The following is a 24,514-nucleotide window of genomic DNA, read 5'->3' as shown; positions in this document are numbered from 1 at the left end:
GATTGGAATTGTGGGCACACGCGAAGCACCCCGGCTGCTTTGGAGCAGCCGGGGTGCGGGGCTTTAGTCGGCGGTGCTGCGCATCATTTTCTTGAGCCAGGGGGTCATCGCCAGGACGAGGGCGGCGGCGCCGAAGCTGGTGACCACGAAGAGGAAGAAGAAGTCGGCCCGGCCGCCGAAGCTCCAGGGGAGTTTCATCTCACCCTTCTCGACGGCTTCGACCTGTGCAGCGACCAAACCGCCGCCGAGGTTGGCGATGAAGCTGGAGACGAAATAGAGGCCCATCAAGAGCGAGACATACTGCTTCGGGGCGGCTTTCGTGACATACGACAGGCCGGTTGGCGAGACGCACAGTTCGCCGACGGTGTGCCAGAAATAGGTGGCGACGATCAGCCACATGGGGGCCTTGGCGTCGCCCAGGGCGAGGACGCCGGCCCAGACGGTGAAGAGGTATCCGAAGCCGAGCAGCGAAAGTCCCCAGAAGATCTTCATCGGCTGGGAAGGATTCATTTTCCTGCGGCCGAGCCAGACCCAGATGGCCGACATGATCGGCGCGAGCAGGATAATGAAGGCCGCGTTGACCGACTGGAACCACGTGGTGGGAACGACAAAGGGGACCTTGGGACTGGCCGGATCGCCGGGAACTGACGCGACGGGGAAGAAGGGAACCTCCCGATTCACTTCGTCGTTGGTAAAGACGTTGATGCTTGAGCCAGCCTGCTCGAAGGCCAGCCAGAACATGGCGTTGAAGAGCATGAAGATGAGGATGGTCGCGACGGGGCCGCGATCTTCCGGGGCATTCTTGCGGATGAACATCACGGCCCAGCCGACGATGGCAAGCACAGTGGCTCCCACGATCGTGTTCCACAGGGCGGGCTTCGCCTTCAGCGTGGCGATGCCTTCCTGAAGCGCGTTGAGTGCACCGGCGTGATAGATCCAGCCAAACGCGGCCGAGAGCGCGAGCGAGATGAACAGGAACATCCAGGAGAGGCGGACAGCGTCCTGCCTGGGGGCTTCGCCGATGCGTCCGAGGAAGGTCGGGCGGCCGATCATGTAGATGACCATCCCGAGGATCATGCCGACGGCCGCGGAGCCGAACCCCCAGTGCCAGCCGACTTTTTCCCCGAGCGTGCCGCAGATGAAGGCACACAGGAACGCGCCGAGGTTGATGCCCATGTAGAAGATGGTGAAGGCGCCGTCGCGGCGGGGGTCGCCCTGCCTGTAGAGCTGGCCGACCATGACGGAAACCGTGGGCTTGAAGTGGCCCGTTCCGAGAACGATGGCGGCGAGGCCTGTGATGAACAGGGACATGCCGGCGGCGCTGTGCTCGAGGTCTCCGAGCCCGGAGATGCCGAGGATGATGTGTCCGATGGAAATCAGCGTGCCGCCGACGAGCATCGAGCGGTGGGTGCCGATGAACTTGTCGGCGATCATTCCGCCGAAGATGGGGAACAGGTAGGCGAGGCCGGTGTACCAGCCGTACAGGGAGCTGGCTTCGCTTTCCGACCAGCCGCGGCCGGGATTGAAGCCGTTCTCATCGCCAGTGGTTCTGGCGATGAGATAGAGGACGAGCAGGGCCCGCATGCCGTAGTAGCTGAAGCGTTCCCACATCTCGACGAGGAAGAGCAGGAACAAGCCGACCGGATGTCCGAGCCAGGTTTTGTCCGAGGGGAGGTCAATGGTCTCAGTCGCAGGTCCGGCAGGGACAGCGGCCATTGGCAGATCGCTTTCTCAAAACGAATGGCGGGCGCGAACGTCAACGCCCACGGATTTGTCTGAAAATTCACCGTTGAGGCATCGGACTATAACGGACCTCGCGGTCAGGCCGGGAGGCTGAACCTGCAGGCATTTGGTGCGTTTTGTCGGCTGCGTGCCACGGCCATCTCGGCCGTGTGCGAATGCCAGCGTTTTCCACGGTTGCACGGCTCACAGAGCCGTGGCACGCTTCCCATCAACGGCCCGTCAGCCAGGAAAGGTCGAGTGACGTCGCCGACCGCCCCGGAGATTCCCTTGGTCTATCTCAACCGCATTTACACGAAAACAGGCGACGCCGGTGAAACGGGGCTGGGGGACGGCTCGCGCGTGTCGAAGACGCACCCGCGGGTGGTGGCCTATGGGACGGTCGATGAACTCAATTCGGTGCTCGGGCTGGCCGTCGCGAACGGGCAGTTCCCGGAGGACGTGCGCGAGCTGATCCGGTCGATCCAGAACGACCTGTTCGACGTGGGGGCGGACCTGTGCGTTCCCCCGTATGAGGGAGAGAACCCGGAGACGAGCCTGCGGGTGGTCGAATCGCAGGTGACGCGGCTGGAGCGGGCGATCGACGGCTTCAATGAGCGCCTGCAGCCGCTCAACAGTTTCATCCTGCCTGGGGGGACTCCGGCGGCCGCCTTTCTGCACCTGGCTCGGACGGTGTGCCGGCGGGCGGAAATCGAGGTGGTGAGGATTCCAAAGACAGAAGCGATCAACGAGCAGGTGGTCTGCTACCTGAACCGGCTTTCGGACCTGCTGTTCGTCGTGGGACGGATCTGCAACGACGATGGGCGGGGGGATGTGCTGTGGACACCGGGGAAGAACCGTTGAGAGGCGGGACGAGGCACCACGACAAGAACGGAACGCAGGAGCGTCTGGATTTGCGGTCTGGCCGTGACTTTTTTCGAACCACGGATGACACGGCCCCAGGAAGATGCGAGTTTGACCCGTGACCTGTTTCATTGACGCTCAATCCGACTCCCCATGCCGACCTCCGCACGCATCGCGATCTACCCTGGCAGCTTCGACCCCGTCACCCTGGGGCATGAAGACATTGTGCGGCGCGGGGCGTCGCTGTTTTCCGAGCTGACGGTTGCGATCGGCATCAATCCCGAGAAGTCGCCGCTGTTCACACATGAGGAGCGGCTGGAGGTCCTCCGGGAGGTTTTCGCCGACCTGCCGAACGTGAAGGTCGCAAGCTTCCACGGTCTGACGGTCGATTTCGCGAAGAGCATCGGAGCGACGGTGATGCTCCGCGGGCTGCGGACGGTGTCGGATATGGATGCGGAGTTCACGATGGCGCTGGCGAACCATGTGCTGGCGCCGGATATCGAAACCGTGTTCCTGATGGCGGCGGAGCGCTATTCGCACATTTCCAGCACGCTCATCCGGCAGATTGCGCGGATGGCCAAATCGGCCGGGCGGCAGCATCTGTCGCAGTTCGTTCCGGAAGCGGTGATCGACCTGCTGATTGAGAAATCGAGCGAGTAGGGCCTCAGGGGTGTTTCAGATCCGGATGTGGATGCCGCGGCGGTAGAGGAAGCGTGCCGTCGCGAGCATGAGCAGGAAAGCGACGAGCGGCGCGACCCACGTCCATGGGCTGGGACAGGTTCCGACGAGCCTCGCGGCCACGCTGCGGAACGCTCCCATGCCGCTGGCGATGTAGAGGGCGATCGGATTGGCGCCGACCCAGACAAAGGGGACGGCCCATTTGCGGAAACCGGCGACGTCGATGACGGCGTAGAACAGTCCGAGCGCGATCATGCTCAGGCCGCCCGCCGCAAGAACGAAGCTCGAGGTCCAGATCTTCTTGACGATGGGGAAGGTCGGGAACTTCTCCCAGCCGGCGGGGTTGGCATGCCAGGCATAGGCGATTCCGGCGAGCAGCGCTCCGACACCGATCAGCAGGGCGACCTTCTTGCCGGGCGTCGCGGTCCCGAAGAGCCATTTGCCGGTGAGCAATCCGAGAAGCGCCGTTCCGATGGCGGGCAGCGTGCTGAGAATGCCTTCGGGATCGAAGGTCGACTTCTCGGGGTATTTGCGGCCGGGCAGAAACAGGGTGTCGACGTAGTTGGCGAGGTTCTTGCCCGCTTCGAAGTTTCCGGGGCCGAATTCGGGGACGGGGTAGTAAGTGAGGAGCGCCCAGTAGCCGAGGAGGATCGTGACGAGCGCAGCGACGAGGCCGCGAGTTCCAAGCCAGAGGGAGAGCAGACCGGCCGCGGCGGAGGCGATGCCGATCCGCTGGAGGACTCCGAGGAATCGAATCGAGTTGATGCCGGATTCGAGGTCGGTCTTGCCCCAGGTGACTCCACGAAGGCCGCCGGAGTAGATGATTCCGATGAGGCAGATGAGGATGGCCCGCACGACCAGGTGACGCGCGGCGGACCAGGTTCCGAACTGCTTCTGCCGACGGGAGACCGAAATCGCCATCGACACGCCGGAGAGAAACAGGAACAGCGGGAAGATGACGTCGTAGAAGACGAGACCTTCCCATTCGACGTGATCGAGTTGTTCGATGACCGGTTTGAGGAGGTTTTCCTTGACCGATTCCGGGACCCAGGAGGCGGTCGCCAGATGTGCGGAACCGCGGCTGAGGATGGCGTCGAGCCCCAGGATCCAGCACATGTCGAAGCCGCGCAGGGCGTCGAGCGACATCAGCCGCGGCGTGGGAGCCGGGGCGCCGGGAAGCGGCGGGAGGGGAGGCGTCCGGGGTGCGGCCATCAGGGGAAACTCAGCGCGGCGAAAATGGATCGGGCGAGCCAGCGGCGCGGATGGTAGCACGCCGCCGGCATTTTTCGGCCCGACTCGCGTCGCCGATCAGCCGTGGAGCGGAGAGATCATCAGTTCCACGAGTTCGTCGTCGCGAATCACGGTCATCGCGAGTTCGCCGCCGGACGGTGCGAGCGACAGCAGACGATGGAGATCGTCGGTCGTTTCGACGATGCGATCGGCGAGGAGCACGATCACGTCGCCGGGATGGACACCGGCGGCCGCGGCGCTGCCGCCAGGGAGGACTTCCGTCACCTGGACACCGGTCGTCGTCAGCAGGTCGAGTTCGCTGATGAGTCGACGGGGGAGCGGGACGACGGCCGCGGAGATGCCCAGCAGGCGACGGCGAACGCGGCCATGCGCGAGGACCTCGGAGAGGACCCAACCGGCGGTCGACGCGGGCACGGCGAGGCCGAGGCCCTGAGCCATGGCGATCATCGCGGTATTGACGCCGACGACCCGGCCGCGCGAATCGACGAGGGGACCTCCGGAGTTCCCCGGGTTGATCGGAGCGGTGTGCTGGACGACTTTTTCGATCAGCCGTCCATCCTTCGCACGGAGACTGCGGCCGAGAGCGCTGACGATGCCGGCGGAGACGGTGGACTGCAGGCCAAGCGGGCTGCCAATGGCGATAACCAGCTGCCCGACGAGCAGCGTGCTGGAATCTCCGATGGGGACGACGGGGAGGTCGCGTGCCTTGAGCCTGACGACGGCGAGGTCGGTGGCGGGGTCGTCGCCGATCAGTTCCGCGGCGAGTCGATCGCCGTCGGTCGTCATGGCCTGGAGTTTCCCGCGCCCGTCGACGACATGGCTGTTCGTCAGGGCGAGACCGTCGGAAGCAACGATGAAGCCCGATCCGCCACCCCCTTCACCGTGAGGGCCGGCGAGGCTGATGACAGCGGGAGAGACTGTGGCGACGACGTTGACGACGGCCTGGGAATAGGCGTCGAGGAGATCGCCGTCGCGGACGACGGCGGGCCTGGAGGGGCCGGGGCCGGCGGGTGGGGGCGATCCTTCGCTGTGCAGTTCCCTGATGGTGAGGCTCATGGCAATTCCTTCCCGTGTGTTGTGCGGAGGAATTGTTTCGTGCAGCGGTCGGCAGGCAAGGAGGGGGCCGCTGCAGGGATGCACGAGTCGGCCTCCTTTGAGGGGCGTGGAGCGAGTCGCCCGGGAACGAAAAAAGCCCGGCTTCCCTTTCGGGAAGCCGGGCTCTGAACTCAGTCAGTCCGCAGACTGGCCTTAGCGGCAGCAGCGGCGATTGCGGCGACCGCAGTCAGCGCCGTAACCGGAGGCGTAGGCGTAGGTGTTGCCGCAGGGGACCTGGACCGTGATGGTCTTCGGAACCATGTGGCAGACCTGAACCTGGATTTCCTTCTCGACGCAGACCGGGACGCAGACCTTGTAGGTCTCCGACTTTTCTTCCGGCACGAACTTGCAGACCTTGAAGGTGCGAGTGCGGGTTTCCGGCTTACAGACGGTCACGTCGTAGGTGTATTCCTGCTGTTCCGAAACCGTTTCGCACACGGTGTAGGTGCGGGTGCGGGTTTCCGGATGGCAGGTGGTCACCTGGTACTCGTAGCTCTGCTCTTCCGGCACGCAGCGAACGACCGGCACCTGGCAGGTGCGGGTTTCGGCGCGGCAGGTCGTGACCTGGTACTCGTAGGTCTGTTCTTCCGGCACGCAGCGGACGACCGGCACCTGGCAGGTGCGGGTTTCCGGCTTGCAGACGGTGACCTGGTACTCGTAGGACTGCTCTTCCGGCACGCAGCGGACGACCGGCACCTGGCAGGTGCGGGTTTCCGGGTGACAGACGGTCACGTTGTAGGTGTATTCCTGCGGCTCGCACACCGTCTTGCAGACGTTGTACGAACGGGTGCGGGTTTCAGGACGGCAGAGCGTGACCTGGTACTCGTACTCCTGCGGCTCGCAGACCATCTTGCAGACGGTGTATTCCTGGGTCCGCTTTTCCGGATGACAGACGGTCACCTGGTACTCGTACGGAACCTGTTCACATTCGGTCTTGTAGCAGGTGTACGGGCAGTCGATCGTCACCGGCTTCGGGCACCACTGCCGACGGCAGCAGCAGGGGTTGCAGGGATCGGCGACCGTGACCCAAGAGCCCTGGTCAACAGTGACCTGGCGGCTCATCTGGACCGGGACGACCTTCGAAACCGTCCGCGTCGCGGTGCGGGTCTCGGTCGACGGAACCATCACGGTGTATTCGCGGGTCAGCGTTTCCGTGACCGGCTTGGCAACCTGGCGGGTGGCCTTGCGGGTTTCGGTGTAGGGCACCTGGACGGTGTACTGCTGCTCACGGGTTTCCGTGACCTGGCGGGGGACCATGCGGGTGGCGGTCCGCTGCTCGGTGCTGGGCACCATGACGGTGTACTGCTTCTCGACCTGCTCCGTGACGTACTTGTTCACGGTGCGGGTGGCGGAGCGGGTTTCCGTGTGCGGCACCATGACGGTGTACTGCTTCTCGACCTGCTCCGTGACGTACTTGTTCACGGTGCGGGTGGCGGAGCGGGTTTCCGTCTGCGGGACCATGACGGTGTACTGCTTTTCGACCTGTTCCGTGACGTACTTGTTCACGGTGCGGGTCGCCGTCTTGGTTTCCGTCTGGGGAACCATGACGGTGTATTCCTGGGTCATTTCCTTGGTCACGGGCTTGGCGACCGTGCGGGTGCCGGTGCGCTGCTCCGTGGTGGGAACCATGACCGTGTATTCTTCGGTCTTGTCTTCCCAGACAGGGTTGTTGACGGTCCAGGTGCGGGTCCGCTCTTCTTCCTTCATCTCGGTGACGGAGATCTTGCGGGTCTCCGTCCGCATCTCAGGGCACATGACGGTGCGTTCCTGAGTGATATACTGCGGTCCGCAGCTCACGGCGGGAGCCGGCGCGGCACAAGGCGTTCCACAGGGGGCGCAGGCGGCCTGTGTCGCACATGCGCCACACTGGCCAGCCAGTGCCTGAGCGGCCGACAGGGCGAAAGCCACAGCCGGCAACATCAGAAGTTTCTTCATTCGACGATTCCTCCACTCGATTCCGTTGCCAACACTGCGGTCACGCGCCGCAATCCCGTCGTTCCGGCCCAAGGCCCAGCGTCAAAAGAGCAAATATGCGAGCACTAAAACGACAAGTCAGTCTAGGTAATCTACACAAAGAATGCGGGGACGCAACAAGCGGTTTTGGAGATTCCAGCCCTCAACAGCATGGAAAACGTTCATTTGGCACAACCCTTTTACCCGGTGTGCTGAGACTGATTGTCCTGACCGCTGCCACTCCCCTTCTCCTCAGGGCTGACGACCAAAAAGAGGCCTACTCGCCCTCTAAAACGGTCGTCGTCATCGACAAGGCCGCGCCGATCATGGCGTCCGAGAAAACCCTGGCGTCAGTGCCTGCCGGGACCGTCCTGGTCTATACGAAGGAGGAGGGCAACTGGCTCCTCATCCCCCGATTCGGCGGCTGGCTCAAGCGGGATAATTCCCTCCCTCTTGAGCGGGGCGAAGAACACTTCACCCAGCTCATCAAGGTACAGCCTTCGTCGGCGGCTTTCCACTACCGCGGGACCGTGCGCCTGCAGGGCGGACAATTCGCGGAGGCCGCCGCGGATTTCACCGAAGCGGCCAAGCTTGACCCTAAGTCGTCTTCGCCGCTCGTCAACCGGGGAATTGCGAAAACTGGCTTGGGAGACGTCGCTGGCGCCCGTGTCGATTTCGACCGCGCGCTCGAACTTGCGCCGAAAGACCCGTTTGCGCTCGTGCACCGGGCCACGCTTTCGATCGAGGAAAACAACCTGCCGTCGGCGAAAACGGACGTGGCCCTGCTCCTGGAGGTCGCCCCTCAATCGGTGGAAGGCTTTAACTGCCGCGGACTGATCCATCTCCGCGAGAACAAACTGGACGAGGCGATTGCGGATTTCAGCAAGGCGATCGAGATCTTCCCCCAATTCTCGGGGGCGTACCTGAATCGCGGGACGGCCCGTTACGCGAAGCGGGAGTTCGAGGCGGCTCTCAAGGATTACGCCAGTGCGCAGCAGTTCGATCCCAACAACATCCGCGCCTTCAATGACGCGGCCTGGCTGCTGGCGACGTGCCCCGACGAAGGGGTTCGGAACCCGAAGCTCGCGGTCCAGCTGGCCGAGCAGACGGACGCCATGAGCGACCTGCCGGTGGGGAATTTTCTCGACACGCTGGCGGCCGCCTATGCGGCGGACGGGAGGTTCGAGGATGCGATCGAAGCGGCCGACCATGCGCTGAAGCTGATGCCGGAGGCGGACAAGCCGCCGACCGTGCTGCGTCTCGAGAAGTATCGCCAGAAGAAGGCGCACATCGAGGAGCCGTCGGTCACGGCGCCGGTGACACCGGCGCCGTGAGGCGCGGTTCACCGGTCAAGTCGGGCCGCCGCTTGTGACGGGCGGCCAGCGCCGTCGGGTGACTTTGGCAACCGCGGGGGTCAGACGAGGTCGCCGATGGCTTCGTCGATGTAGTTTTCGACGAGCTGGAAGGCTTCGGCTTCGCGGGGTCCGGCGGTCTTTCTGACCGGACTTCGAAGGCGTTCCAGTTCGGTGCGGAGTTCCGCCGGCGAGATGAGGTGAATGCGGGTCGCGAGAATCGCGGCCTCGAGCACTGCGTGCTTGGCGCGGTTGAAACCGAAGAAGTCGCGAATTCGTCCGACGTGAACGACGTTGACGAGAATCTCGGACCGTTCGTGCGACTCGTCGATCGAGTCGACTTCGAATTCGTACCAGCGGCAGGCGTCGGTCAGAACGGCGCCATCGATCTTCTCAGCCGGCCGGGTTTCCGGGATCTCCCGCAGCCGCCCGATGGCGGCCTTCGCCAGCAGCAGCACATCGTCGACGACGTGGAAGACACCGACCCGCTGCCGGCGGAGGTTGTGAAAAGTGGTGGAGCTCTGAAACGGCCTGAGCCTCAGCCAGGCGAGTGTTTCATCCACGACCGGCCCCATCGGCGCGACGTTGATCGAGCCGTCGTCGTTCCGGCTGGTGACGATGCCTTCCAGAATCATGTTCCACCTGCGGCGAATCGGACTCCGCGAGTCAGTTCGCCACTTTCGGTTTGGGAATGTGTTGCGGCAACCCGGGATTGTAGCCGGGATTCGGGGTCGGCAATTGTGCGCCGACCTCGGTTCTCCAGGCTGCGAGGCGCTCCCGCATTCGCGCCGCCAGGTCGGGGTAGGCGCCGGCGAGGTTGTGACGCTCTCCGACGTCGGCGTCGAGGTCGTAGAGTTCGAACGCCCCGTCGTCGAAGAATTCAATCAGCCGCCACTTCCCTTCGCGCATCGCGCTGTAGGGCATGGCCCCTTCCTGCTGATAGTGCTGGTGATGCGGATAATGCCAGAACAGGGCATCGCGCTCGAGGTGGCCCGTCTGCTTCAGCAGCGGAACGAGGCTGACTCCATCGGGACGGGTCTTCGCATCGGGCCGCGTTGCCGTCATTTCGACGATCGTCGGAAAGAAGTCGATCGTCATGACGGGGGCATCTGAGACGCTCCCAGGTTTCGTCACGCCGGGCCAGTGAACGATAAGAGGGACGCGGACGCCTCCCTCGTAGGCGGAGCCCTTGCCGGCCCGGAGGGGAACGTTGGAGGTCGTCGGAACGCGGCCGCCGTTATCGGAGGTGACGACCAGGATGGTGCGGTCGGCGATGCCGAGGTCGGCGAGTGCCTGCCGGATGCGGCCGATCGACATGTCGACGCTTTCGACCATCGCCGCGTAGCCGGCATTCCTGTGCCGAAGCCCTGCCCGTTTGATGGCCTGGTATTTCTCGACGAGGTCGGGCCGTCCCTGGATTGGCAGGTGGACGGCGAAGTGGGGCAGGTAGAGGAAGAACGGCCTGTCCCGGGAAGCGCTGATGAACTTCACGGCCTCTTCCGCGAGCCGGTCAGTGAGGTGTTCCCCCGAGGGGCCGTCCGGAATCGTCGGAATGCCTTCGGGAACCTTCTCGCTGCGATACGGTGAGTTGAAGGAAGGAGGCTCCGGACGGTGCGTGCCGCCGATGTTGATGTCGAAGCCGTGCGTCTCGGGAAAATAGGCCTCATCCCCGAGGTGCCATTTTCCAATGCTGGCGGTCGCGTAACCGGCCTCCCTGAGACGCTCGGCGATCGTGACCTCCTCGTGCGCGAGGTGCTTCGTCCAGTCGGGCACGAGCATCTTCGGATTGGCCGGCATCTGGCCGGGGATCCAGTCGGTGACATGCAGCCGGGCGGGATACCTGCCGGTGAGAAAAGCGGCGCGTGTGGGCGAGCAGACGGTGCAGGCGGAGTAGGCGGCGGTGAACTTCATGCTGTCCGCCGCGAGGCGGTCGAGTTCGGGCGTCTGGTAGAGGTCGCTCCCGAAGCAACCGAAGTCGGTCCAGCCGAGATCGTCGATCAGCACGAAGATGACGTTGGGACGGTTGTTGGCGGCGTCGACTGACGTGCCACAGAAGACCAGCAGCAGAAAGGCCAGCAAAGACCGCATTGCTCAGACTCCGCGTGTGGACTTAGTCCGATTGGGTTTTGAACAGAAGATCGCGAAGGACGCGAAGGTTGTTAATGAGGACGCACTTTGGATTCCTTCGCGTTCTTCGCGTCCTTCTGTTCTTTTTTTGTCGCCTCAAGCCACTTCGATCACCGCCTTGATCACGCCGGTCTCCGGCCGGGTGAAGGTTTCGAACTCCTCGATCACGCGATCGAAGGTGGTGCGATGGGTGATCCAGGGCTGCGTATTGATGACGCCGCGTTCGATGAGGTCGATGATGCGCGGGAAGTCCTTCGGGAGAGCGTTGCGGCTTCCCTTGAGGTTCAGTTCCGGGCGATGAAGGACCGGGTGCGGGAAGGTCACTTCGCCGGAGGTGATGCCGACGTAGACGACCGTGCCCGTATGGGCGGCGTAGCCAAGGCTGGCGGACATCGAGCGGTTGCTGCCGGTGGCATCGATGACGACCGCGTAGCGGTCGCCGCCGGTGATCGTGTTGAGTTGTTCGAGGTCGGAAGCATCGCCTTTGGCGACGACGGTGTGTGCCACTCCGTAGACCCTGCGGCAGAACTCGAGGCGATCGGGGACCATGTCCATCACCGTGATCTCGGCGCCGGTGAGCCGGACGAACTCGAGGGTGGCGAGGCCGATGGGGCCGGCGCCGATGATGAGGACGTGATCGCCCTTCTTTGAATCTCCGCGGTCGCTGGCGTGACAACCGATGGCGAGCGTCTCGACGAGGGCGAGCTGGTCGTAGGTCAGTTTGGTTGAGGGATGAAGCTTGTCGGCGCGGACAAGAAACTGCTCCCGCAGGCCGCCGTCGATCATCACGCCGATCACTTCCAGCGTCTGGCAGCAGTTCCCCTGCCCTCTGCGGCAGGCGAAGCACTTCCCGCAGTTCATGTAGGGCTCGACGCTGCAGCGGTCGCCCGGTTTGATGTTCGCAACACCGGGGCCGACGGCCAGGACTTCGACCCCCAACTCGTGCCCGGGAATGCGGGGGTATTTGAAGAACGGCATCTTGCCGAGGTAGCCGCCGACATCGCTGCCGCAGATGCCCATGCGGTGCGTGCGAACGAGGGCCTGGCCTGGCCCGGGGGCCGCCGGCGCATCGATCTGAACCTGAACGAACTCGCGAGGCTGATTGAGACGGATCGCGCGCATTGTGGGGAGGGATCGAGTGAGCGGCCGCGGTCACTATGGGCCGATCCGTTCGAACGCGCTCCCCTGACGGGTGGCGGTTAACGGGAGAGGGAATCGCCGCAGCCAATCTGCTGCTGGGCCATCTCGCGTTTCAGCACTTCCCTGTAGTACGCCAGCCGGGTGCCGGAGTCGTCCAGGGAGCCGCCGAAGGACCGGTTCTCATCAAGATAGATGAGCGGGACCGGAAACTCGACAATGGTCATGCCGTGGGAGACGGCCTGGATCCAGAGCTGCAGCGGCATGGCGTAGCCGAGCTCGGTGATGTCGAACTTCGCGAGGGCCTCGGTGCGATAGGCCTTGAAGCCGCAGAACGTATCGGTGAGCGAGAGCCCGAAGCAGCGATTGATCTGCGCGGTGATCTCGACGTTGACCTTCCGGCGGGCCTCGGGGGGCAGGCTGTCTCCCTCGAACGATTTCAGATAGCGGCTTCCGGACACGATGTCGACGACCGAGCCATCGGCCGGCCAGAGCGCCTGCGCAATCTCGGGAATCTGTTTCGGCTGATGCTGGCCGTCGCAGTCGATGGTGACGAGGGCGTCGTAACCCTGCTCGATCGTGTACTGAAAGGCCGACCGGAGACCGGCTCCATAACCCTGATTTTTCTCGTGACGGATGACGGTGATGCCTTCCATCTCGGCGAGGAGATGGGGCGTGCGATCGCTGGAACCGTCGTCGACGACGAGCACATCCTGACTGTGCTTCTTCACGACGGGGAGGACGTCGAGGAGGTACTTCTCTTCGTTGTAGACGGGCAGAGCCGTCAGGATGCGATGCGACATCAGAAAGAACCTCCCATTCCCGGTTGAACGGGAGATTCTATGTCGTCCGTCCAAAGCGAACAGGGGACTGTGCGGCCGGAATCCTCAGGAGTTCAGGACGCCCGACACGTCGATCAAGTAGAGCTGCCGTCCATTCCCGCCGTGCGGCGAATCGATCGTGACGAGGCGTCCGTCATTGCTCGCCCGCGGATGGGTGTCGCACCGCCATTCGCCGGTGTACTGAAGCGGCGAGTGGAATGCTCCGAGTTCGACCTTCTTCCCTGTGGGGACGTGGAACAGATAGGGAACCTGATTCCGGTTCACTTTGTCGGGGTAGCTGTCGTTGAGGATCCAGTCGGGATGGCCGGGAATGTACGTGAGATGGCCATCCCGGGTCATGATCCCTTCACCGATGACGGTGGTCTCACTCGTCCTGTCCTTGACCACGTAAAAGCCATCCGGCTTGTCGAGAGGCTTCGTCCACATGGAAATGTGTTCCGGATCCTTCCAGATGAAATGCGAGATCATCGTCGAGAGTTTGAGGATCGCGAGATCGCCGCCATCGACGCTGGCCGTCAGCATGCGGGTCTGCCAGCGCGGCTGAAGCTTTCCGGTGGCCGGGTCTTCCGCCCGCCAGCGATTCAGCACCGTGAAGCGCTTTGAATCGGGGCTGATGAGCAGGTGATTGAACCAGTGCCAGTGCTGGTCGACTTTCTCGCCGCTCACGGGAACCTGCGCGATGTCGTGCAGGGAGAGGATCAGCTTGCGTTCGCCGGTCTCGAGATCGACACGGAAGATTCCGGATTCCTTCGGAGCTTTCTGATCGGCGAATTGATCGGGCAGGCCGACGTAGCCATATCCGGGACGCAGCGACTGGATGCGGGCGAAATCGGCCGTGATGGCGAAACGGCCGTCCGGGGAAATGGTGTAAATCGCGGAGGGAAGCGTCCGCGTTTCCTTCGTGCGGACGTCATGGATCCGCGAAACGAACTGGTCTCCTTCGCGATCGTTCCAGATCACCCTGGAGTCGCTTCCCGGGATCCACTGGAGCATGCAGCCCTGTTGCCAGCCCCAGGCCCGGCTTTGGCCGAGTTCGATCCAGCGGTCGCCGTCCTGGATGTCGACCATTCCGACGTTGATCACATCGGTTGGTTCCGGCGTGCGATGCTCGAAGTCGACCTCGTTGGAGAGGACGTAACGATTCGTTGGATCGAACTGCAGCTTGTCGTAGTAGGCGAACCAGTGATGCTTCGGCCCGCGGGTGATCGCCCGGACTGGAATGGAAGTCTCCGACGCTGCAAGACCTCGACGACCGATCGCCAGGCCTGCGGCTCCGGCCAGTCCTGCCTGGAGAAATCGTCGACGCGTCGTGGACATCCCGTTTCCTTTCCGTGAGGTTGTCGATTCGAAGTTGCAGGGTGATCTCACCTCGTGGATCTTACCAGTCTGTCCGCATCGAGACCGCCCTCATGGAGAGGCGGCAGCACCAGGACCGGCAGCGCGCATCGATGAATCTGGAACTTGAGCAGCACACGGCCGTGGTGACGGGGGGCGCGAGCGGGATCGGGCTGGCGACGGCGCGGGCCTTTGCCTTGGAAGGGGCCCGGGTGGCGCTGTGGGATCGCAGCGAAAGGACTTCGGAGACGGCGGGCCAACTGGCGCGTGAAACGAACGCCGAGGTGACGGGGATTCCGGTCGACATCACCGCGGAGACCTCAGTGCAGGCGGCGACAGCGGAAACCTGCCATCTGTTCGGCGGCATCGATCACGTCGTCCACGCCGCGGCCATCGGCTCGGGGCGGTTCGGGTTTCCGTTCACGAATCTGGAGCCAAAAGACTGGCGGGACGTGCTGGAAGTGAACGTCATGGGGACGACGAACCTGGCCCATGCGGTGACGCCCGCATTGATCGTGCGACGGGGGACGATGGTGATCCTCGCCTCCGTGGCCGGGCAGATCGGTTCGCAGACCGATCCGCCGTACAGCGCTGCGAAGGCGGCGAACATCAACTTCGCCCAGTGCATGGCGAAGGATCTGGCTCCGCACGGAGTGCGGGTGAATACGGTGTGCCCGGGGATGGTGCAGACTCCGCTCAACCGCGGCGTGTGGCAGGCGTGGCATGACCAGGCGCCGGAGGCTGAGCGGCTGAGTTATGAAGAATGGGCCGGGCGGAAGATCAAGTCGATCGTGCCGCTGGGGGAGTGGCAGACGCCGGAAGCGATTGCGGACATGATCGTGTTTCTGTCATCAGCTCGGGCGCGGCATGTGACGGGGCAGACGGTGAATGTGGACGGCGGGTTTGTGATGCACTGGTGAGGGGGGTGTGCAGCAGATAGGAAGTGGCGAGGAGATTCATTCTGCGATGAGAACAGCATTTCTCTTCATCCGGTTCCTCCTGATCCTCGCGTGGATCGCGTGGCTCGTCGCATTCTGGCAGGGTTGGCTCGCCGGAGGCTGGGCGATCATCGCGATCTCTGCTGTCGGAATCGCCGAAAGCGCTTACACACAAGTCTCACAGCGATCCCCGAGAGAGGTCACAGACGCCCGATCCGGGTAAGCCGCGGACATGGGGCTCACGCCCTCCGCTCGCCTGGGCGTTGGTCAGGTGGTGGCGCATCGCAGGCCACTGCTGACGCGAGATGCTCACGACGAGACAGCGAATCGCACCTGCGATTCCGTCACGACGACAAATTTGTCCTGAAGTTGGCTGGAGTAGCCGGCCAGCAATCGTTCGATGACCTGAATCTTCGAGTTCACCGTTTCATCTCGCAGCCTCAGGAAGATCACTCCTCGATGCGGCATTCTCTCGCGGTGAATGCGATCCCCGAAGTCTTTGTCGTTGGTGATCAGAATCCAGTTCTCGGAGGCAGCCTTCGCCAGCACCTCAACATCGTCAGCACCTCGCCAGCGATCATAGACCGAGAAGACGTCGTGGGCCTGCGTCTGAAGCCAGTGAGCCACGCGCGGACCAGTACATTCGTCGACGAGAAACCGCACTACGAGGCCTCGGCGACGAGCGGCATGAACTCGACATCACCAAGGGATTCGGAAGCGAACAGAAAACAGGCCTGAAGATCTTCGACCGCCAACCCGTCATATTCCAGCAGCAACTCATCGACGGAAGTGCCGTGCGCGAGGACATTCAGGACGAAGCGGACCGTCAAACGTGTCCCCTTGATCACCGGCTGACCCGCCATGACTTTCGGATCCTGAACGATGCGTTTCAGGAGGTTGTCGTCCGACATGAATGCACCTCATTGAGTCATGACATCATACGCCGGTCCGCCATGTCGAATCCACGGCGATCATTGTGATCGCGGGGCAATCAGGGGGCTGACGCCCCCCGCTCGCCAAAATCCGCTTAGACCTTATCCAGCGCCTGTTTGAGATCGCCGATGATGTCGGCGACGTCTTCAGTGCCGACGGACAGCCGGACGAAGTCGGGCGATACCCCCGTGCTCACCTGCTCCTCGGGGGTCAGCTGCTGGTGGGTCGTGCTGGACGGATGAATGATGAGCGACTTGCTGTCGCCGACGTTCGCGAGGTGCGAGAAGAGCTTCACGGCATTGATCAGCTTGATGCCGTTCTCCTGCTGCTGGGTCGGCGTCGCGCCTTTGATCCCGAATCCGAACACGGCCCCCGCTCCTTTCGGCAGGTACTTCTTCGCCAGCGCGTGGCTGGGATGTGATTCCAGCCCCGCATATTGGACGTACGAAACTTTCGGGTGAGTTTCGAGAAATTTTGCGACGGCCAGCGCATTGGAGCAGTGGCGTTCCATCCGCAGGTGCAGCGTCTCCAGCCCCTGCAGGAACAGGAAGGCGTTGAATGGGCTCATCGCGGCCCCGATGTCGCGGAGCATCTGCACGCGGGCCTTGAGGATGTAGGTCATGTTCATCCCGCTGAAGGCCTCGTACATCTTCAGGCCGTGGTAGCTCGGATCGGGCTCGGTGAACTCGGGAAAGCGGCCGTTGTTCCAGGGGAAGTCCCCCTTCTCGACGATGATTCCGCCGATGGAAGTGCCGTGCCCGCCGATGAACTTCGTGCAGGAATGGATAACGATGTCGACGCCATGCTTGAACGGCTGGCAGAGGAAGGGGCTGGCGAACGTGTTGTCGACCATCACCGGCACGCCGGCCTCGTGGGCGATCTTCGTGATCGCTTCGAAATCGGGAATGTCGCAGCGCGGATTGCCAATCGTTTCGAGGAACACGCAGCGGGTGTTCTTGTCGATCGCTTTTTTGAAGCTGGCCGGGTCTTTGCCGTCGACGAATTTGCAGTCGATGCCGAACTTGGGCAGCGTGTAGTGGAACAGGTTGTACGTCCCGCCGTAGAGGCTGGAGGACGACACGATGTTGTGGCCGGCGGAGGCGAGGTTGAGGATCGCCAGTGTTTCGGCGGCCTGGCCGCTGGAGACCGCGAGAGCCCCCGATCCGCCTTCGAGCAGGGCGATGCGTTTTTCCAGCACATCACAGGTCGGATTCATGATCCGCGAGTAGATGTTGCCAAATTCCTTGAGGCCGAAGAGGCTGGCGGCGTGATCGGTGCTGTTGAAGACGTAGGAGGTCGTCTGGTAGATCGGGACGGCGCGGGAGTTGGTAGCGGGGTCGGGAGCCTGTCCGCCGTGGAGACAGAGGGTGCCGGTACCGAGGGGCGCATCGCTCATGGGAGGGTCTCTTGGGAAAGCCGGGGAGATTGCAGCCGGACCGGCGATCCTACTTCCCGATGGCGGGTCGGGCTATTGAGGCGACTCCCCAGGCCGGAACGATGAACGGGGGGCCCAGTGAGGGATCGGGATCCGGCCGCTGCCCCGAAGAACCGTCATCATTGTCCCGCGTCCCTACAATCCTTCAGGAACCGCTGGACCCGGCGGCGGTGCTTCCTTTTCACGCCCCAAGCGGCGTGTCAGAATTGACGGAACGGCCCCGCAGGCAAAAGCTTGCGACGGGCTCGATCGAGTTCCCGGTGCAGCGGAGTGATCAACGTGATCTTCGGTTTCGGTGGCAACAAGAAGAAAACCAAGAAGGCCGCGAAGGATCGCGATGAGGACGAAGAGGAGGAACTTGTCCTCTTCCAGGGGGCGATCAATGGGGTGGATCCCAGGCTGAAAGAGAACGGCAAGCTCGTTCAGGCGGGCCTCGTGCGGGCGAAACAGCTCGTGAGCAACGCCTTCTCGCGGCGGGCGGAAATGATCCGGCTGGAGCCGAAGGCCGGGGCGACCGTCGCCACGTTTTACGTTGACGGGGTTCCATTTCCGGCCGAGAAGCTGAGCCCGCAGGCGGGGCTGGCCGTGACGCAGATGCTGAAGCTGTTGTCCGGCATGGACATCAAGGTGCGGACGAAGCCGCAGTCGGGCGGAATGAACGCACAGTTCAGCAACGTGAATTACCTGGTGCGGGCCGACTCGACTCCATTGCCGGGGGGAGCGGAACGACTGATCCTTCGGGCGCAGGACAAGTCGAAGAAGCTCTTCACGCCGGACGACCTGGGGTTCAGTGACGACCTGAGGCAGAAGATCCGCGGCTGGACGTCCCAGCGGAAGGGGCTCGTGCTGGGGGTCGGAATGCCGATGTCGGGGGTGACCACCACGACGAACGCGCTGCTGCGCGGGATCGACGGTTACCTGTACACCATCTACTCGCTGACCGACATGACGGGGCGGGAGGTGTCGCATGTGAAGCAGTTCGAGACCAATCCGGAGGACAACTTCGTCCAGACGGTGGGCCGCTGCAAACGGGCGGAAGGCGATGTGCTCTACATCGACCCGATCCGCGACGCCGAGTTTGCGAAGCTGGTTGTCGAGGAAGCGGAAGACATCACATTCCTGGCCGAGTTCACGGCGCGTGACGCGGCGGACGCGATCGCGAAGCTGGTCGAGATGGTGGGCGATCCGAAGCTGGTGTCCGAACGCCTGACGGCGGCCGTGAGCCAGAAGCTGGTTCGGACGCTGTGCCAGAAGTGTCGGCAGGCGTTTCGTCCGCATCCCAAGCTGCTGGCGAAGGTGGGCCTGCCTCCGGAAACCAAGGTGCTGTATCGTGCCTTCGAGGCGAGCGCGAGCGAGGATTCCGATGAGGAACCGGATGAGTGCGAGCAGTGCGGCGGAATGGGCTATTTCGGCCGCGTCGCGCTGATTGAAGCAATCGAGATGACAGGCGCCGTCAAGGAGACGGTGGCTGGCGGCGGGGATGCGGCGGCGATCAAGGCGGCGGCCCGCAAGGAGAAGATGCAGTCCTTCCAGTCGGACGGCCTGCGGCTGGTGGCCGAAGGCAGGACGTCGCTGGAGGAACTGCAGCGGGTGTTCAAGCCAACGAAGTAGGAGGCCCCGGCGACTCACGGGCGTCGCGCCTTTCCGGCGAGAGCCCGGCGCGGCCCCATGCCCGGCATGGTCCCAGGCTCAAACAAGGAGAGTGACATTCGATGCCCGCGTTCGGTTCGCTGATCCTTGGCCAGATGGCCGAGCCGACGGGCATTGGCTGGCTGCTGCACCAGGCGGCGCGCTGGACCTCGGGCCCGTGGGCGTTCGTCTACGTCATCGTCCTCATCTGGATGCTGGCCTACTGCGCGAAGTACGACCCGGACCGCGGGATGTGGTTGTGGATCATGCTGCTGTTTCACCCGTTCGGAACGATTGCTTACTTCTTCATTCGCTGGCTGCCGAGTTCGACGCTGCAGCCGCCGAAGTTCCTGCAACGATTCCTGGGGGGGCGCGAACTCGAGCGCAAGCGGATCGCCGCGGCCCAGATCGGAAACGCCCACCAGCACGTGGAACTGGGTGATGCGCTGCGCGAGATCGGCCGGCTGAAGGAAGCAGGCGACGCGTACGACCGGGCGCTCGAGAAGGACCCGAAGAACCTGGCCGCCCTGTGGGGGGCCGGACTCGTGGCCTACCGCCTGGAGAACTATTCGACAGCGCGGGAGAAGCTGGCGAGCGTGCTGGAGATCGATCCGTCGTACAAGTTCGGCGACGTTTCGCTGACTTACGCGAACACGCTTCTGAAGCTCAACGAGAACGAGGCCGCGCAGACCCACCTCGAACAGCACACCAAGCGCTGGCGTCATCCGGAATCGCTGTATCGCCTCGCGGAAATCCACGCCCAGAACGGGGAGCCGAAAGCGGCCCGCGAACTGCTGCAGGGGCTGATCATGGACGTCGACGCCAGCCCGAAGGCGATCTCGCGGAAGTTCTATTTCTGGAAAGGTCGGGCGAAACGGCTGATCCGGAAACTGCCCGCTGCGTGAGCCGCGCGTCCGGCAGGGTTTCCCGATATCATCGCAGCTTCACTTTTGGAGCAGGCTGCGGATTGTGAACGTCATTCTCTTCGACATCGATGGAACACTGCTTCTGACCGGCGGGGCCGGCCAGAGAGGGATGGAGCGTGCCCTGGAGAAGGTGTTCGGAATCACGCGGCCGACGGAAGACATTCCAGCGGCGGGGCGAACCGATTTCGCGATCACGCACGACCTGTTCGAGTTCCACGGGATCGACAACACGCCGGCGGCCTGGACGCAGTTTTCGTCGGAGTATTTCCGGCAGCTGCCGCTGGCCATGGCCGAACTGGATGGCTTCCTGCTCCCGGGTGTGCGTGACATTCTGGAGATTCTGCACGCGCGCGAGGACGTGCGACTGGGGCTGCTGACCGGCAACTTCGAGGAAGGGGCCTGGCTGAAGCTGAAGCACTACGGAATCGACCACTACTTCCAGTTCGGCGCTTTCGGCGACAGCCATCACTCGCGTGACGACGTCGCCAAGCTTGCATACGAAGCGACGCATCGACATTGTGGATCGCCCGTCGCGGCCGACCGCGTATGGGTAATTGGAGATACACCAGCCGACGTCGCGTGTGCCCGCGCGATCGGCGCCAACGTTGTGGCAGTCGCCACGGGGGTCTACTCGTACGACGAATTGATCCCCACATTACCGGACCTGTTACTGCATGATCTGACTGACCCAGGAACGCTGCTCTCGCGTCTCATTTGAGGTCTGAATCACGTGCCATCGCCAACTGTTGTCATCGCCGGAGCCTTGCTCCTGGCGTATCTCACCGGTTCCATCCCGTTCAGCCTCATCCTGGGGCGGCTGGTGGGTGGGATCGATCTTCGAGAGCATGGAAGCAAGAACGTCGGGGCGACCAACGTCACCCGGCTTCTGGGCTGGCGCTGGGGAGCGATCGCTCTCCTGCTTGATGCGCTCAAGGGACTCGCGCCGACGCTGCTGATTCCCAAACAGGTCGAGGGCTGGACGACTTCCAGCCACCTGGCGGTGGGGTGCGGAGTGGCAGCCATCCTCGGGCACATGTTCTCCTGCTTCCTGAAGTTCAAAGGGGGCAAAGGGGTGGCCACTTCGCTGGGCGTCGTGAGCGTGCTGGCTCCGCTGGGCGCGCTGGCGGCCCTGGGAACATTCATCGTGCTGTTCGCATGGAAGCGGATCGTCTCACTCGGCTCGATCGCCGCCGCGGCGGTGTTCGCGGCGGTGCAGATGTTCGTCCTCTCGCCGAATCCGTTCGGCGGAAGCAAGCTGAGCCTGGCGCTCTTCAGCCTGGCGGTACCGGGCCTGGTGATCTTCCGGCACCGGGCGAATATCGGCCGGCTGCTGCGGGGTGAAGAGAAGGCACTGCGTCCGGCAGGAGGAGGCCCGGGCGGCAGCCACGAGCCGACGATCCGGCCGGCGGGCGATGGCAACTCCGGGGCGGAGGCGTCGACCCACTCACGGCGGGGCGAAGCGTCGTCCCGGCCGCTCTAAACAAAAAGCCCCCCGGCTGCTTCAAAATCAGCCGGGGGGCTGCGTCTGTGACGACACCGATCACCGAGCGAGGTGCGTTCTTCACTCCGCGGGGAGCGGGAGATAGTCCCAGTCGAGGATCATCTTCTCGATCAGAGCGCTGCGCAGCTTCTTCTCCTCCGCAGCCACCTCGGGTTTGCCGGCCAGGTTGTTGAGTTCGCCCGGGTCAGCTTCGAGGTCATAGAACTCGAAAATGGGGCGGGGGCTGGTGAAGTAGGTCTTGTCGATCGCGGGCGGGAGCTGCCCGGCCTCATGGGCTGCGACCATCTGCTTCCATCCCGGGTCGCCCGCACTGTCGACCGGCGAATAGGTCATCCAGGGAGTGCAGTTGTAGATGTACTTGTACCGGCCCGACCGCGCGCACCGGGCCAGGTCGTACCCGCTCGAGCGGGTCTTCTCGGTGAAGTTGGAACTCCCATGCACTCCGCGCTCGGCGAAGATGAATTCCCGCGGAGAAGAGGCTTCCCCCTTGAGGAGCGGGAGGAGGCTCTTACCCGTCATCTTTGGATCGGGCTTCAAGCCGGCGGCCTCAAGGCAGGTCGGCGCGATGTCTTCGCCTGAGACCAGGACGTCGGACACCTGGCCCGGCTTGATCTGGCCGGCCCACCGGATCAGCAGCGGGACGTTGAGTCCGGGGTCGTAGAGCGAGCCCTTCCCGTGCGGAAAGGCGTGGCCGTTGTCGCCGGCGAAGATGATGAGCGTGTTGTCGAGGCCTGCCTTTGCCTTCACGGCGTCGAGGACGATCTGGAACTCTTCGTCGGCCCGGCCGATTTCCGCGAGATAGCGGGCGAGATCCTCCCGGACGCCCGGAAGGTCGGGAAGGTGGGGCGGGAGCTTGATCGAGGCGGGATCATAGGGCGGGTTCACCGCGTCCCTGTCCCAGGGATGATGCGGGTCGTTGAAATTGACCCACAGGAACCACGGCTTGCCGGCCGGGACCTGTCCGAGGAACTCGGTGACCTTGGACTTCGTCTGGGCGCGTGGGGAATTGCGGTCGAGGAAGTCGACTCGTTCATCGAAGGAGGCGAGGTCGTTGTCCTGATAGACCTTCCTGGTCACTGGCCCGAGGCGATTTCCGCCGGGGCCATCGAGGTGGAAACTGCGGCGGCAGACGCCCGTGTAATACCCGCCGTCCTTGCGCAGGAGTTCCGGGAGTGTGACGACGTCGCGCGGGAGCGGGGAGTTGAAGCGGGTCATGCGGACAGAGACGGCGGACCGGCCGGTCATGTATCCCGCCCGCGAGGGGACGCACTGCGGAGCGACGGTGAACATCTTCGTGAAGCGGATTCCCTCGCCGGCGAAGCGGTCGAGGTTGGGGGTCTTCACCGTCGTGTCGCCGGAGCAGCCGAGATGCGCGGCGGTGTGGTCGTCTGACAGGACGAAGAGGATGTTGGGCTTCGTGGCTTCGACGGCCTGCAGGGGATCGCCGCCGAAAGCGAACGATGCCACAACGACCAGCCAGAGAATGTTTCGCACGGAACGCTCCAGGGCGCAAGAGGAGTCGAACTCGGAGACAGTGAAGAAAAGATAGCCGCGGGCCATCGGGGAATGAACCGCGGGGAGCAGCGTCTACTGTTCGACGACGTATGCCGTCCCACGGAGTCGGCGGCCGTAGTCCGGGATGGCGTTCATCCTGGCTTCGACAGACTGATGAAGGCAGACCGGATCGTCGTAGGTCCGGCTGCGGCCGCGGTTGGGCGGAAACCACACCATTCGCTTCCGCGACCTGCACCAGGCCCTGCGAGGCAGCCATTCCAGGCCCCGCCAGAATCCCGTCAGCGACTGGTGAATCGGGCCGAGTGGATTCGGAGCGCACATGCCTTTGGCCCCTCCGAGCACATCGGAGCGCCGCTGCGGATTGACGACCGCTCCGAGGTCGGCCGCTTCGCGAAGCATCCATTCCAGAGCGCACTTCGAGAGGCCCGACTCCTTTTCGGGGTAGCCCCCTCCGATATCGGAATGGACGCCTGGAAACCAGACTTCCTTCATCGACAGGTGTTGATCGGCCTTCTTGGGCATGAAGCGGTCGATCCGGAAATTTCCGCGGCATTCATCGAGCGCCATGGCATGCCGGATGTGATCGATCGCCGGATTGTGGTCCGTGTTCAGCAGCGTGCGACTGTCCCAGATCCATCCGAGCGAACTGACCGTGTCGAAGACGCCCATGAAATGAACCCGGCTTTGAGGCTCAACGGCGAAATGCTTCTTGAAGCGGGCGGCTGCCTCGAACAGGTCTTCCCGCGAGAGGTTGTCGAGTTCGTCGCTGAAGGAGGTCCATGCGAACTCGGCCAGCCGGGACAGTTCGGGCCTCAGGATTCCGAAGCGGTAAATGGCGCCGGCGAGGGCCCGGACCGTATAGGCGCCGCGGCTGAAGCCGAACAGGAAGATCCGGTCTCCAGGCTGATAGTGCTCCGCGAGAAACCGGTAGGCGTTGCAGAAATTGCCGCGGAGCGAATGCCCGATTGCCGCATCGAGCTTTCTCCGCATCCACTTCCGGAACCGCGTCATCGACATCGGATCGATGAGCGTGCCGACGCCGCCGTCGTAATACAGAACCTGTTCCGGCGTGCGTTCGAGCGTGTGAAACAGCCTCAGGATGTTGCTCGGATTCCCCGAGATCTCGTTGCCCGTCCCGTCGCAGCAGAGAACGATGTTCTGACCCATCTACCCGCGTCCTGGTTGCGAATGCCATGGCCCATTGCAGGTCGACCCGATGCCCCCTCCCGGAGCGGACCACACCTGGCGATCGCTGATCTTGCACGAGGTATGGACGTCCCCGCA

Annotated in this window: 23 protein-coding genes; 9 read left to right on the top strand and 14 right to left on the bottom strand. The window is 63.4% G+C overall.

What is annotated here, in order from left to right; all coding sequences use genetic code 11:
- Nucleotides 1-63 precede the first annotated feature (63 nt).
- Nucleotides 64-1,716: a peptide MFS transporter gene (locus Pan44_RS25410; protein ID WP_145034538.1), complete on the bottom strand. Its 1,653-nt coding sequence runs from the start codon at nucleotides 1,714-1,716 to the stop codon at nucleotides 64-66.
- 294 nt (nucleotides 1,717-2,010) lie between these two features.
- Between Pan44_RS25410 and Pan44_RS25405 the strand changes: the two genes are divergently transcribed.
- Together Pan44_RS25405 and coaD are read left to right on the top strand one after the other, a co-directional pair.
- Nucleotides 2,011-2,583: a cob(I)yrinic acid a,c-diamide adenosyltransferase gene (locus Pan44_RS25405; protein ID WP_145035186.1), complete on the top strand. Its 573-nt coding sequence runs from the start codon at nucleotides 2,011-2,013 to the stop codon at nucleotides 2,581-2,583.
- Between the two features lie 153 nt (nucleotides 2,584-2,736).
- Nucleotides 2,737-3,243, top strand: coding sequence for a pantetheine-phosphate adenylyltransferase (gene coaD, locus Pan44_RS25400; protein ID WP_145034537.1), 507 nt, complete (start codon nucleotides 2,737-2,739; stop codon nucleotides 3,241-3,243).
- 15 nt (nucleotides 3,244-3,258) lie between these two features.
- Here coaD and Pan44_RS25395 read toward each other — a convergent pair whose 3' ends face one another.
- The 3 genes from Pan44_RS25395 to Pan44_RS25385 all read right to left on the bottom strand — a co-directional run bounded on the left by Pan44_RS25395 (nucleotide 3,259) and on the right by Pan44_RS25385 (nucleotide 7,542).
- The gene (locus Pan44_RS25395) at nucleotides 3,259-4,473 is read right to left on the bottom strand and encodes an acyltransferase family protein (RefSeq protein WP_145034536.1); all 1,215 of its coding nucleotides are present in this window, start codon (nucleotides 4,471-4,473) and stop codon (nucleotides 3,259-3,261) included.
- A gap of 96 nt (nucleotides 4,474-4,569) precedes the next feature.
- The gene (locus Pan44_RS25390; protein WP_145034535.1) at nucleotides 4,570-5,568 is read right to left on the bottom strand and encodes a S1C family serine protease; all 999 of its coding nucleotides are present in this window, start codon (nucleotides 5,566-5,568) and stop codon (nucleotides 4,570-4,572) included.
- Between the two features lie 192 nt (nucleotides 5,569-5,760).
- Nucleotides 5,761-7,542, bottom strand: a complete 1,782-nt coding sequence (locus tag Pan44_RS25385; RefSeq protein ID WP_145034534.1) for a hypothetical protein — start codon at nucleotides 7,540-7,542, stop codon at nucleotides 5,761-5,763.
- A 227-nt stretch (nucleotides 7,543-7,769) separates the two neighbouring features.
- On the opposite strand from Pan44_RS25385, the gene Pan44_RS25380 reads away from it, so the two are divergent.
- On the top strand, nucleotides 7,770-8,894 hold the full coding sequence (locus Pan44_RS25380) for a tetratricopeptide repeat protein (RefSeq protein WP_197453653.1): 1,125 nt from the start codon (nucleotides 7,770-7,772) through the stop codon (nucleotides 8,892-8,894).
- Between the two features lie 80 nt (nucleotides 8,895-8,974).
- Here the strand turns inward: Pan44_RS25380 and Pan44_RS25375 are convergent, their stop codons facing one another.
- The 5 genes from Pan44_RS25375 to Pan44_RS25355 form a co-directional block, all read right to left on the bottom strand.
- Entirely contained in the window at nucleotides 8,975-9,547 is a 573-nt protein-coding gene (locus Pan44_RS25375; RefSeq protein ID WP_145034532.1) for a DUF447 domain-containing protein, read from the bottom strand.
- A gap of 31 nt (nucleotides 9,548-9,578) precedes the next feature.
- Entirely contained in the window at nucleotides 9,579-11,000 is a 1,422-nt protein-coding gene (locus Pan44_RS25370) for a sulfatase (protein WP_145034531.1), read from the bottom strand.
- Between the two features lie 135 nt (nucleotides 11,001-11,135).
- Nucleotides 11,136-12,161 (bottom strand): zinc-binding alcohol dehydrogenase family protein, encoded by a 1,026-nt coding sequence (locus Pan44_RS25365; protein ID WP_145034530.1) that lies wholly within the window; start codon nucleotides 12,159-12,161, stop codon nucleotides 11,136-11,138.
- Between the two features lie 77 nt (nucleotides 12,162-12,238).
- Entirely contained in the window at nucleotides 12,239-12,979 is a 741-nt protein-coding gene (locus tag Pan44_RS25360; protein ID WP_145034529.1) for a glycosyltransferase family 2 protein, read from the bottom strand.
- A gap of 84 nt (nucleotides 12,980-13,063) precedes the next feature.
- A complete protein-coding gene (locus tag Pan44_RS25355) occupies nucleotides 13,064-14,335 on the bottom strand; it encodes a hypothetical protein (protein ID WP_145034528.1) in 1,272 nt (423 codons plus the stop codon).
- 131 nt (nucleotides 14,336-14,466) lie between these two features.
- Between Pan44_RS25355 and Pan44_RS25350 the strand changes: the two genes are divergently transcribed.
- On the top strand, nucleotides 14,467-15,273 hold the full coding sequence (locus tag Pan44_RS25350; protein ID WP_145034527.1) for an SDR family NAD(P)-dependent oxidoreductase: 807 nt from the start codon (nucleotides 14,467-14,469) through the stop codon (nucleotides 15,271-15,273).
- A gap of 46 nt (nucleotides 15,274-15,319) precedes the next feature.
- Complete coding sequence (locus Pan44_RS25345) at nucleotides 15,320-15,514, top strand: hypothetical protein (protein WP_145034526.1); 195 nt, start codon at nucleotides 15,320-15,322, stop codon at nucleotides 15,512-15,514.
- 86 nt (nucleotides 15,515-15,600) lie between these two features.
- Here Pan44_RS25345 and Pan44_RS25340 read toward each other — a convergent pair whose 3' ends face one another.
- The 3 genes from Pan44_RS25340 to Pan44_RS25330 all read right to left on the bottom strand — a co-directional run bounded on the left by Pan44_RS25340 (nucleotide 15,601) and on the right by Pan44_RS25330 (nucleotide 17,620).
- The gene (locus tag Pan44_RS25340; protein ID WP_145034525.1) at nucleotides 15,601-15,954 is read right to left on the bottom strand and encodes a DUF5615 family PIN-like protein; all 354 of its coding nucleotides are present in this window, start codon (nucleotides 15,952-15,954) and stop codon (nucleotides 15,601-15,603) included.
- Nucleotides 15,954-16,202, bottom strand: a complete 249-nt coding sequence (locus Pan44_RS25335; protein ID WP_145034524.1) for a DUF433 domain-containing protein — start codon at nucleotides 16,200-16,202, stop codon at nucleotides 15,954-15,956. Before Pan44_RS25335 ends, Pan44_RS25340 begins: the two co-directional genes overlap by 1 nt.
- Nucleotides 16,203-16,318: 116 nt before the next feature.
- Nucleotides 16,319-17,620 (bottom strand): O-acetylhomoserine aminocarboxypropyltransferase/cysteine synthase family protein, encoded by a 1,302-nt coding sequence (locus tag Pan44_RS25330; RefSeq protein ID WP_145034523.1) that lies wholly within the window; start codon nucleotides 17,618-17,620, stop codon nucleotides 16,319-16,321.
- Between the two features lie 318 nt (nucleotides 17,621-17,938).
- Here Pan44_RS25330 and Pan44_RS25325 point away from each other — a divergent pair, with 318 nt between their 5' ends.
- From Pan44_RS25325 to plsY, 4 genes are all read left to right on the top strand, one after another.
- Complete coding sequence (locus Pan44_RS25325) at nucleotides 17,939-19,270, top strand: ATPase, T2SS/T4P/T4SS family (RefSeq protein WP_145034522.1); 1,332 nt, start codon at nucleotides 17,939-17,941, stop codon at nucleotides 19,268-19,270.
- 101 nt (nucleotides 19,271-19,371) lie between these two features.
- Nucleotides 19,372-20,193, top strand: a complete 822-nt coding sequence (locus Pan44_RS25320) for a tetratricopeptide repeat protein (RefSeq protein WP_145034521.1) — start codon at nucleotides 19,372-19,374, stop codon at nucleotides 20,191-20,193.
- Nucleotides 20,194-20,257: 64 nt separating this feature from the next.
- Nucleotides 20,258-20,932, top strand: coding sequence for an HAD family hydrolase (locus Pan44_RS25315; RefSeq protein ID WP_197453651.1), 675 nt, complete (start codon nucleotides 20,258-20,260; stop codon nucleotides 20,930-20,932).
- Nucleotides 20,933-20,944: 12 nt separating this feature from the next.
- Nucleotides 20,945-21,694, top strand: coding sequence for a glycerol-3-phosphate 1-O-acyltransferase PlsY (gene plsY / locus Pan44_RS25310; RefSeq protein ID WP_197453650.1), 750 nt, complete (start codon nucleotides 20,945-20,947; stop codon nucleotides 21,692-21,694).
- Nucleotides 21,695-21,775: 81 nt separating this feature from the next.
- On the opposite strand, the gene Pan44_RS25305 is transcribed toward plsY, so the two are convergent.
- Nucleotides 21,776-23,209: a sulfatase family protein gene (locus Pan44_RS25305; RefSeq protein WP_197453649.1), complete on the bottom strand. Its 1,434-nt coding sequence runs from the start codon at nucleotides 23,207-23,209 to the stop codon at nucleotides 21,776-21,778.
- Between the two features lie 93 nt (nucleotides 23,210-23,302).
- Complete coding sequence (locus tag Pan44_RS25300; protein WP_145034517.1) at nucleotides 23,303-24,397, bottom strand: T6SS phospholipase effector Tle1-like catalytic domain-containing protein; 1,095 nt, start codon at nucleotides 24,395-24,397, stop codon at nucleotides 23,303-23,305.
- Nucleotides 24,398-24,514: the final 117 nt, after the last annotated feature.

Origin of the sequence: Caulifigura coniformis, assembly GCF_007745175.1 — a bacterium.
GTDB lineage: Bacteria > Planctomycetota > Planctomycetia > Planctomycetales > Planctomycetaceae > Caulifigura > Caulifigura coniformis.
The sequence above is the reverse complement of the archived record's forward strand: the minus strand, read 5'-3'. Positions and strand labels throughout refer to the sequence as shown.

What these genes read in the sequence shown, in the direction of transcription:
- Pan44_RS25410 (WP_145034538.1), bottom strand. Translation starts at nt 1,716, where the DNA reads ATGGCCGCTGTCCCTGCCGGACCTGCGACTGAGACCATTGACCTCCCC.
- coaD (WP_145034537.1), top strand. Translation starts at nt 2,737, where the DNA reads ATGCCGACCTCCGCACGCATCGCGATCTACCCTGGCAGCTTCGACCCC.
- Pan44_RS25395 (WP_145034536.1), bottom strand. Translation starts at nt 4,473, where the DNA reads ATGGCCGCACCCCGGACGCCTCCCCTCCCGCCGCTTCCCGGCGCCCCG.
- Pan44_RS25390 (WP_145034535.1), bottom strand. Translation starts at nt 5,568, where the DNA reads ATGAGCCTCACCATCAGGGAACTGCACAGCGAAGGATCGCCCCCACCC.
- Pan44_RS25385 (WP_145034534.1), bottom strand. Translation starts at nt 7,542, where the DNA reads ATGAAGAAACTTCTGATGTTGCCGGCTGTGGCTTTCGCCCTGTCGGCC.
- Pan44_RS25375 (WP_145034532.1), bottom strand. Translation starts at nt 9,547, where the DNA reads ATGATTCTGGAAGGCATCGTCACCAGCCGGAACGACGACGGCTCGATC.
- Pan44_RS25370 (WP_145034531.1), bottom strand. Translation starts at nt 11,000, where the DNA reads ATGCGGTCTTTGCTGGCCTTTCTGCTGCTGGTCTTCTGTGGCACGTCA.
- Pan44_RS25365 (WP_145034530.1), bottom strand. Translation starts at nt 12,161, where the DNA reads ATGCGCGCGATCCGTCTCAATCAGCCTCGCGAGTTCGTTCAGGTTCAG.
- Pan44_RS25360 (WP_145034529.1), bottom strand. Translation starts at nt 12,979, where the DNA reads ATGTCGCATCGCATCCTGACGGCTCTGCCCGTCTACAACGAAGAGAAG.
- Pan44_RS25355 (WP_145034528.1), bottom strand. Translation starts at nt 14,335, where the DNA reads ATGTCCACGACGCGTCGACGATTTCTCCAGGCAGGACTGGCCGGAGCC.
- Pan44_RS25350 (WP_145034527.1), top strand. Translation starts at nt 14,467, where the DNA reads ATGAATCTGGAACTTGAGCAGCACACGGCCGTGGTGACGGGGGGCGCG.
- Pan44_RS25345 (WP_145034526.1), top strand. Translation starts at nt 15,320, where the DNA reads ATGAGAACAGCATTTCTCTTCATCCGGTTCCTCCTGATCCTCGCGTGG.
- Pan44_RS25335 (WP_145034524.1), bottom strand. Translation starts at nt 16,202, where the DNA reads ATGTCGGACGACAACCTCCTGAAACGCATCGTTCAGGATCCGAAAGTC.
- Pan44_RS25330 (WP_145034523.1), bottom strand. Translation starts at nt 17,620, where the DNA reads ATGAGCGATGCGCCCCTCGGTACCGGCACCCTCTGTCTCCACGGCGGA.
- Pan44_RS25320 (WP_145034521.1), top strand. Translation starts at nt 19,372, where the DNA reads ATGCCCGCGTTCGGTTCGCTGATCCTTGGCCAGATGGCCGAGCCGACG.
- Pan44_RS25300 (WP_145034517.1), bottom strand. Translation starts at nt 24,397, where the DNA reads ATGGGTCAGAACATCGTTCTCTGCTGCGACGGGACGGGCAACGAGATC.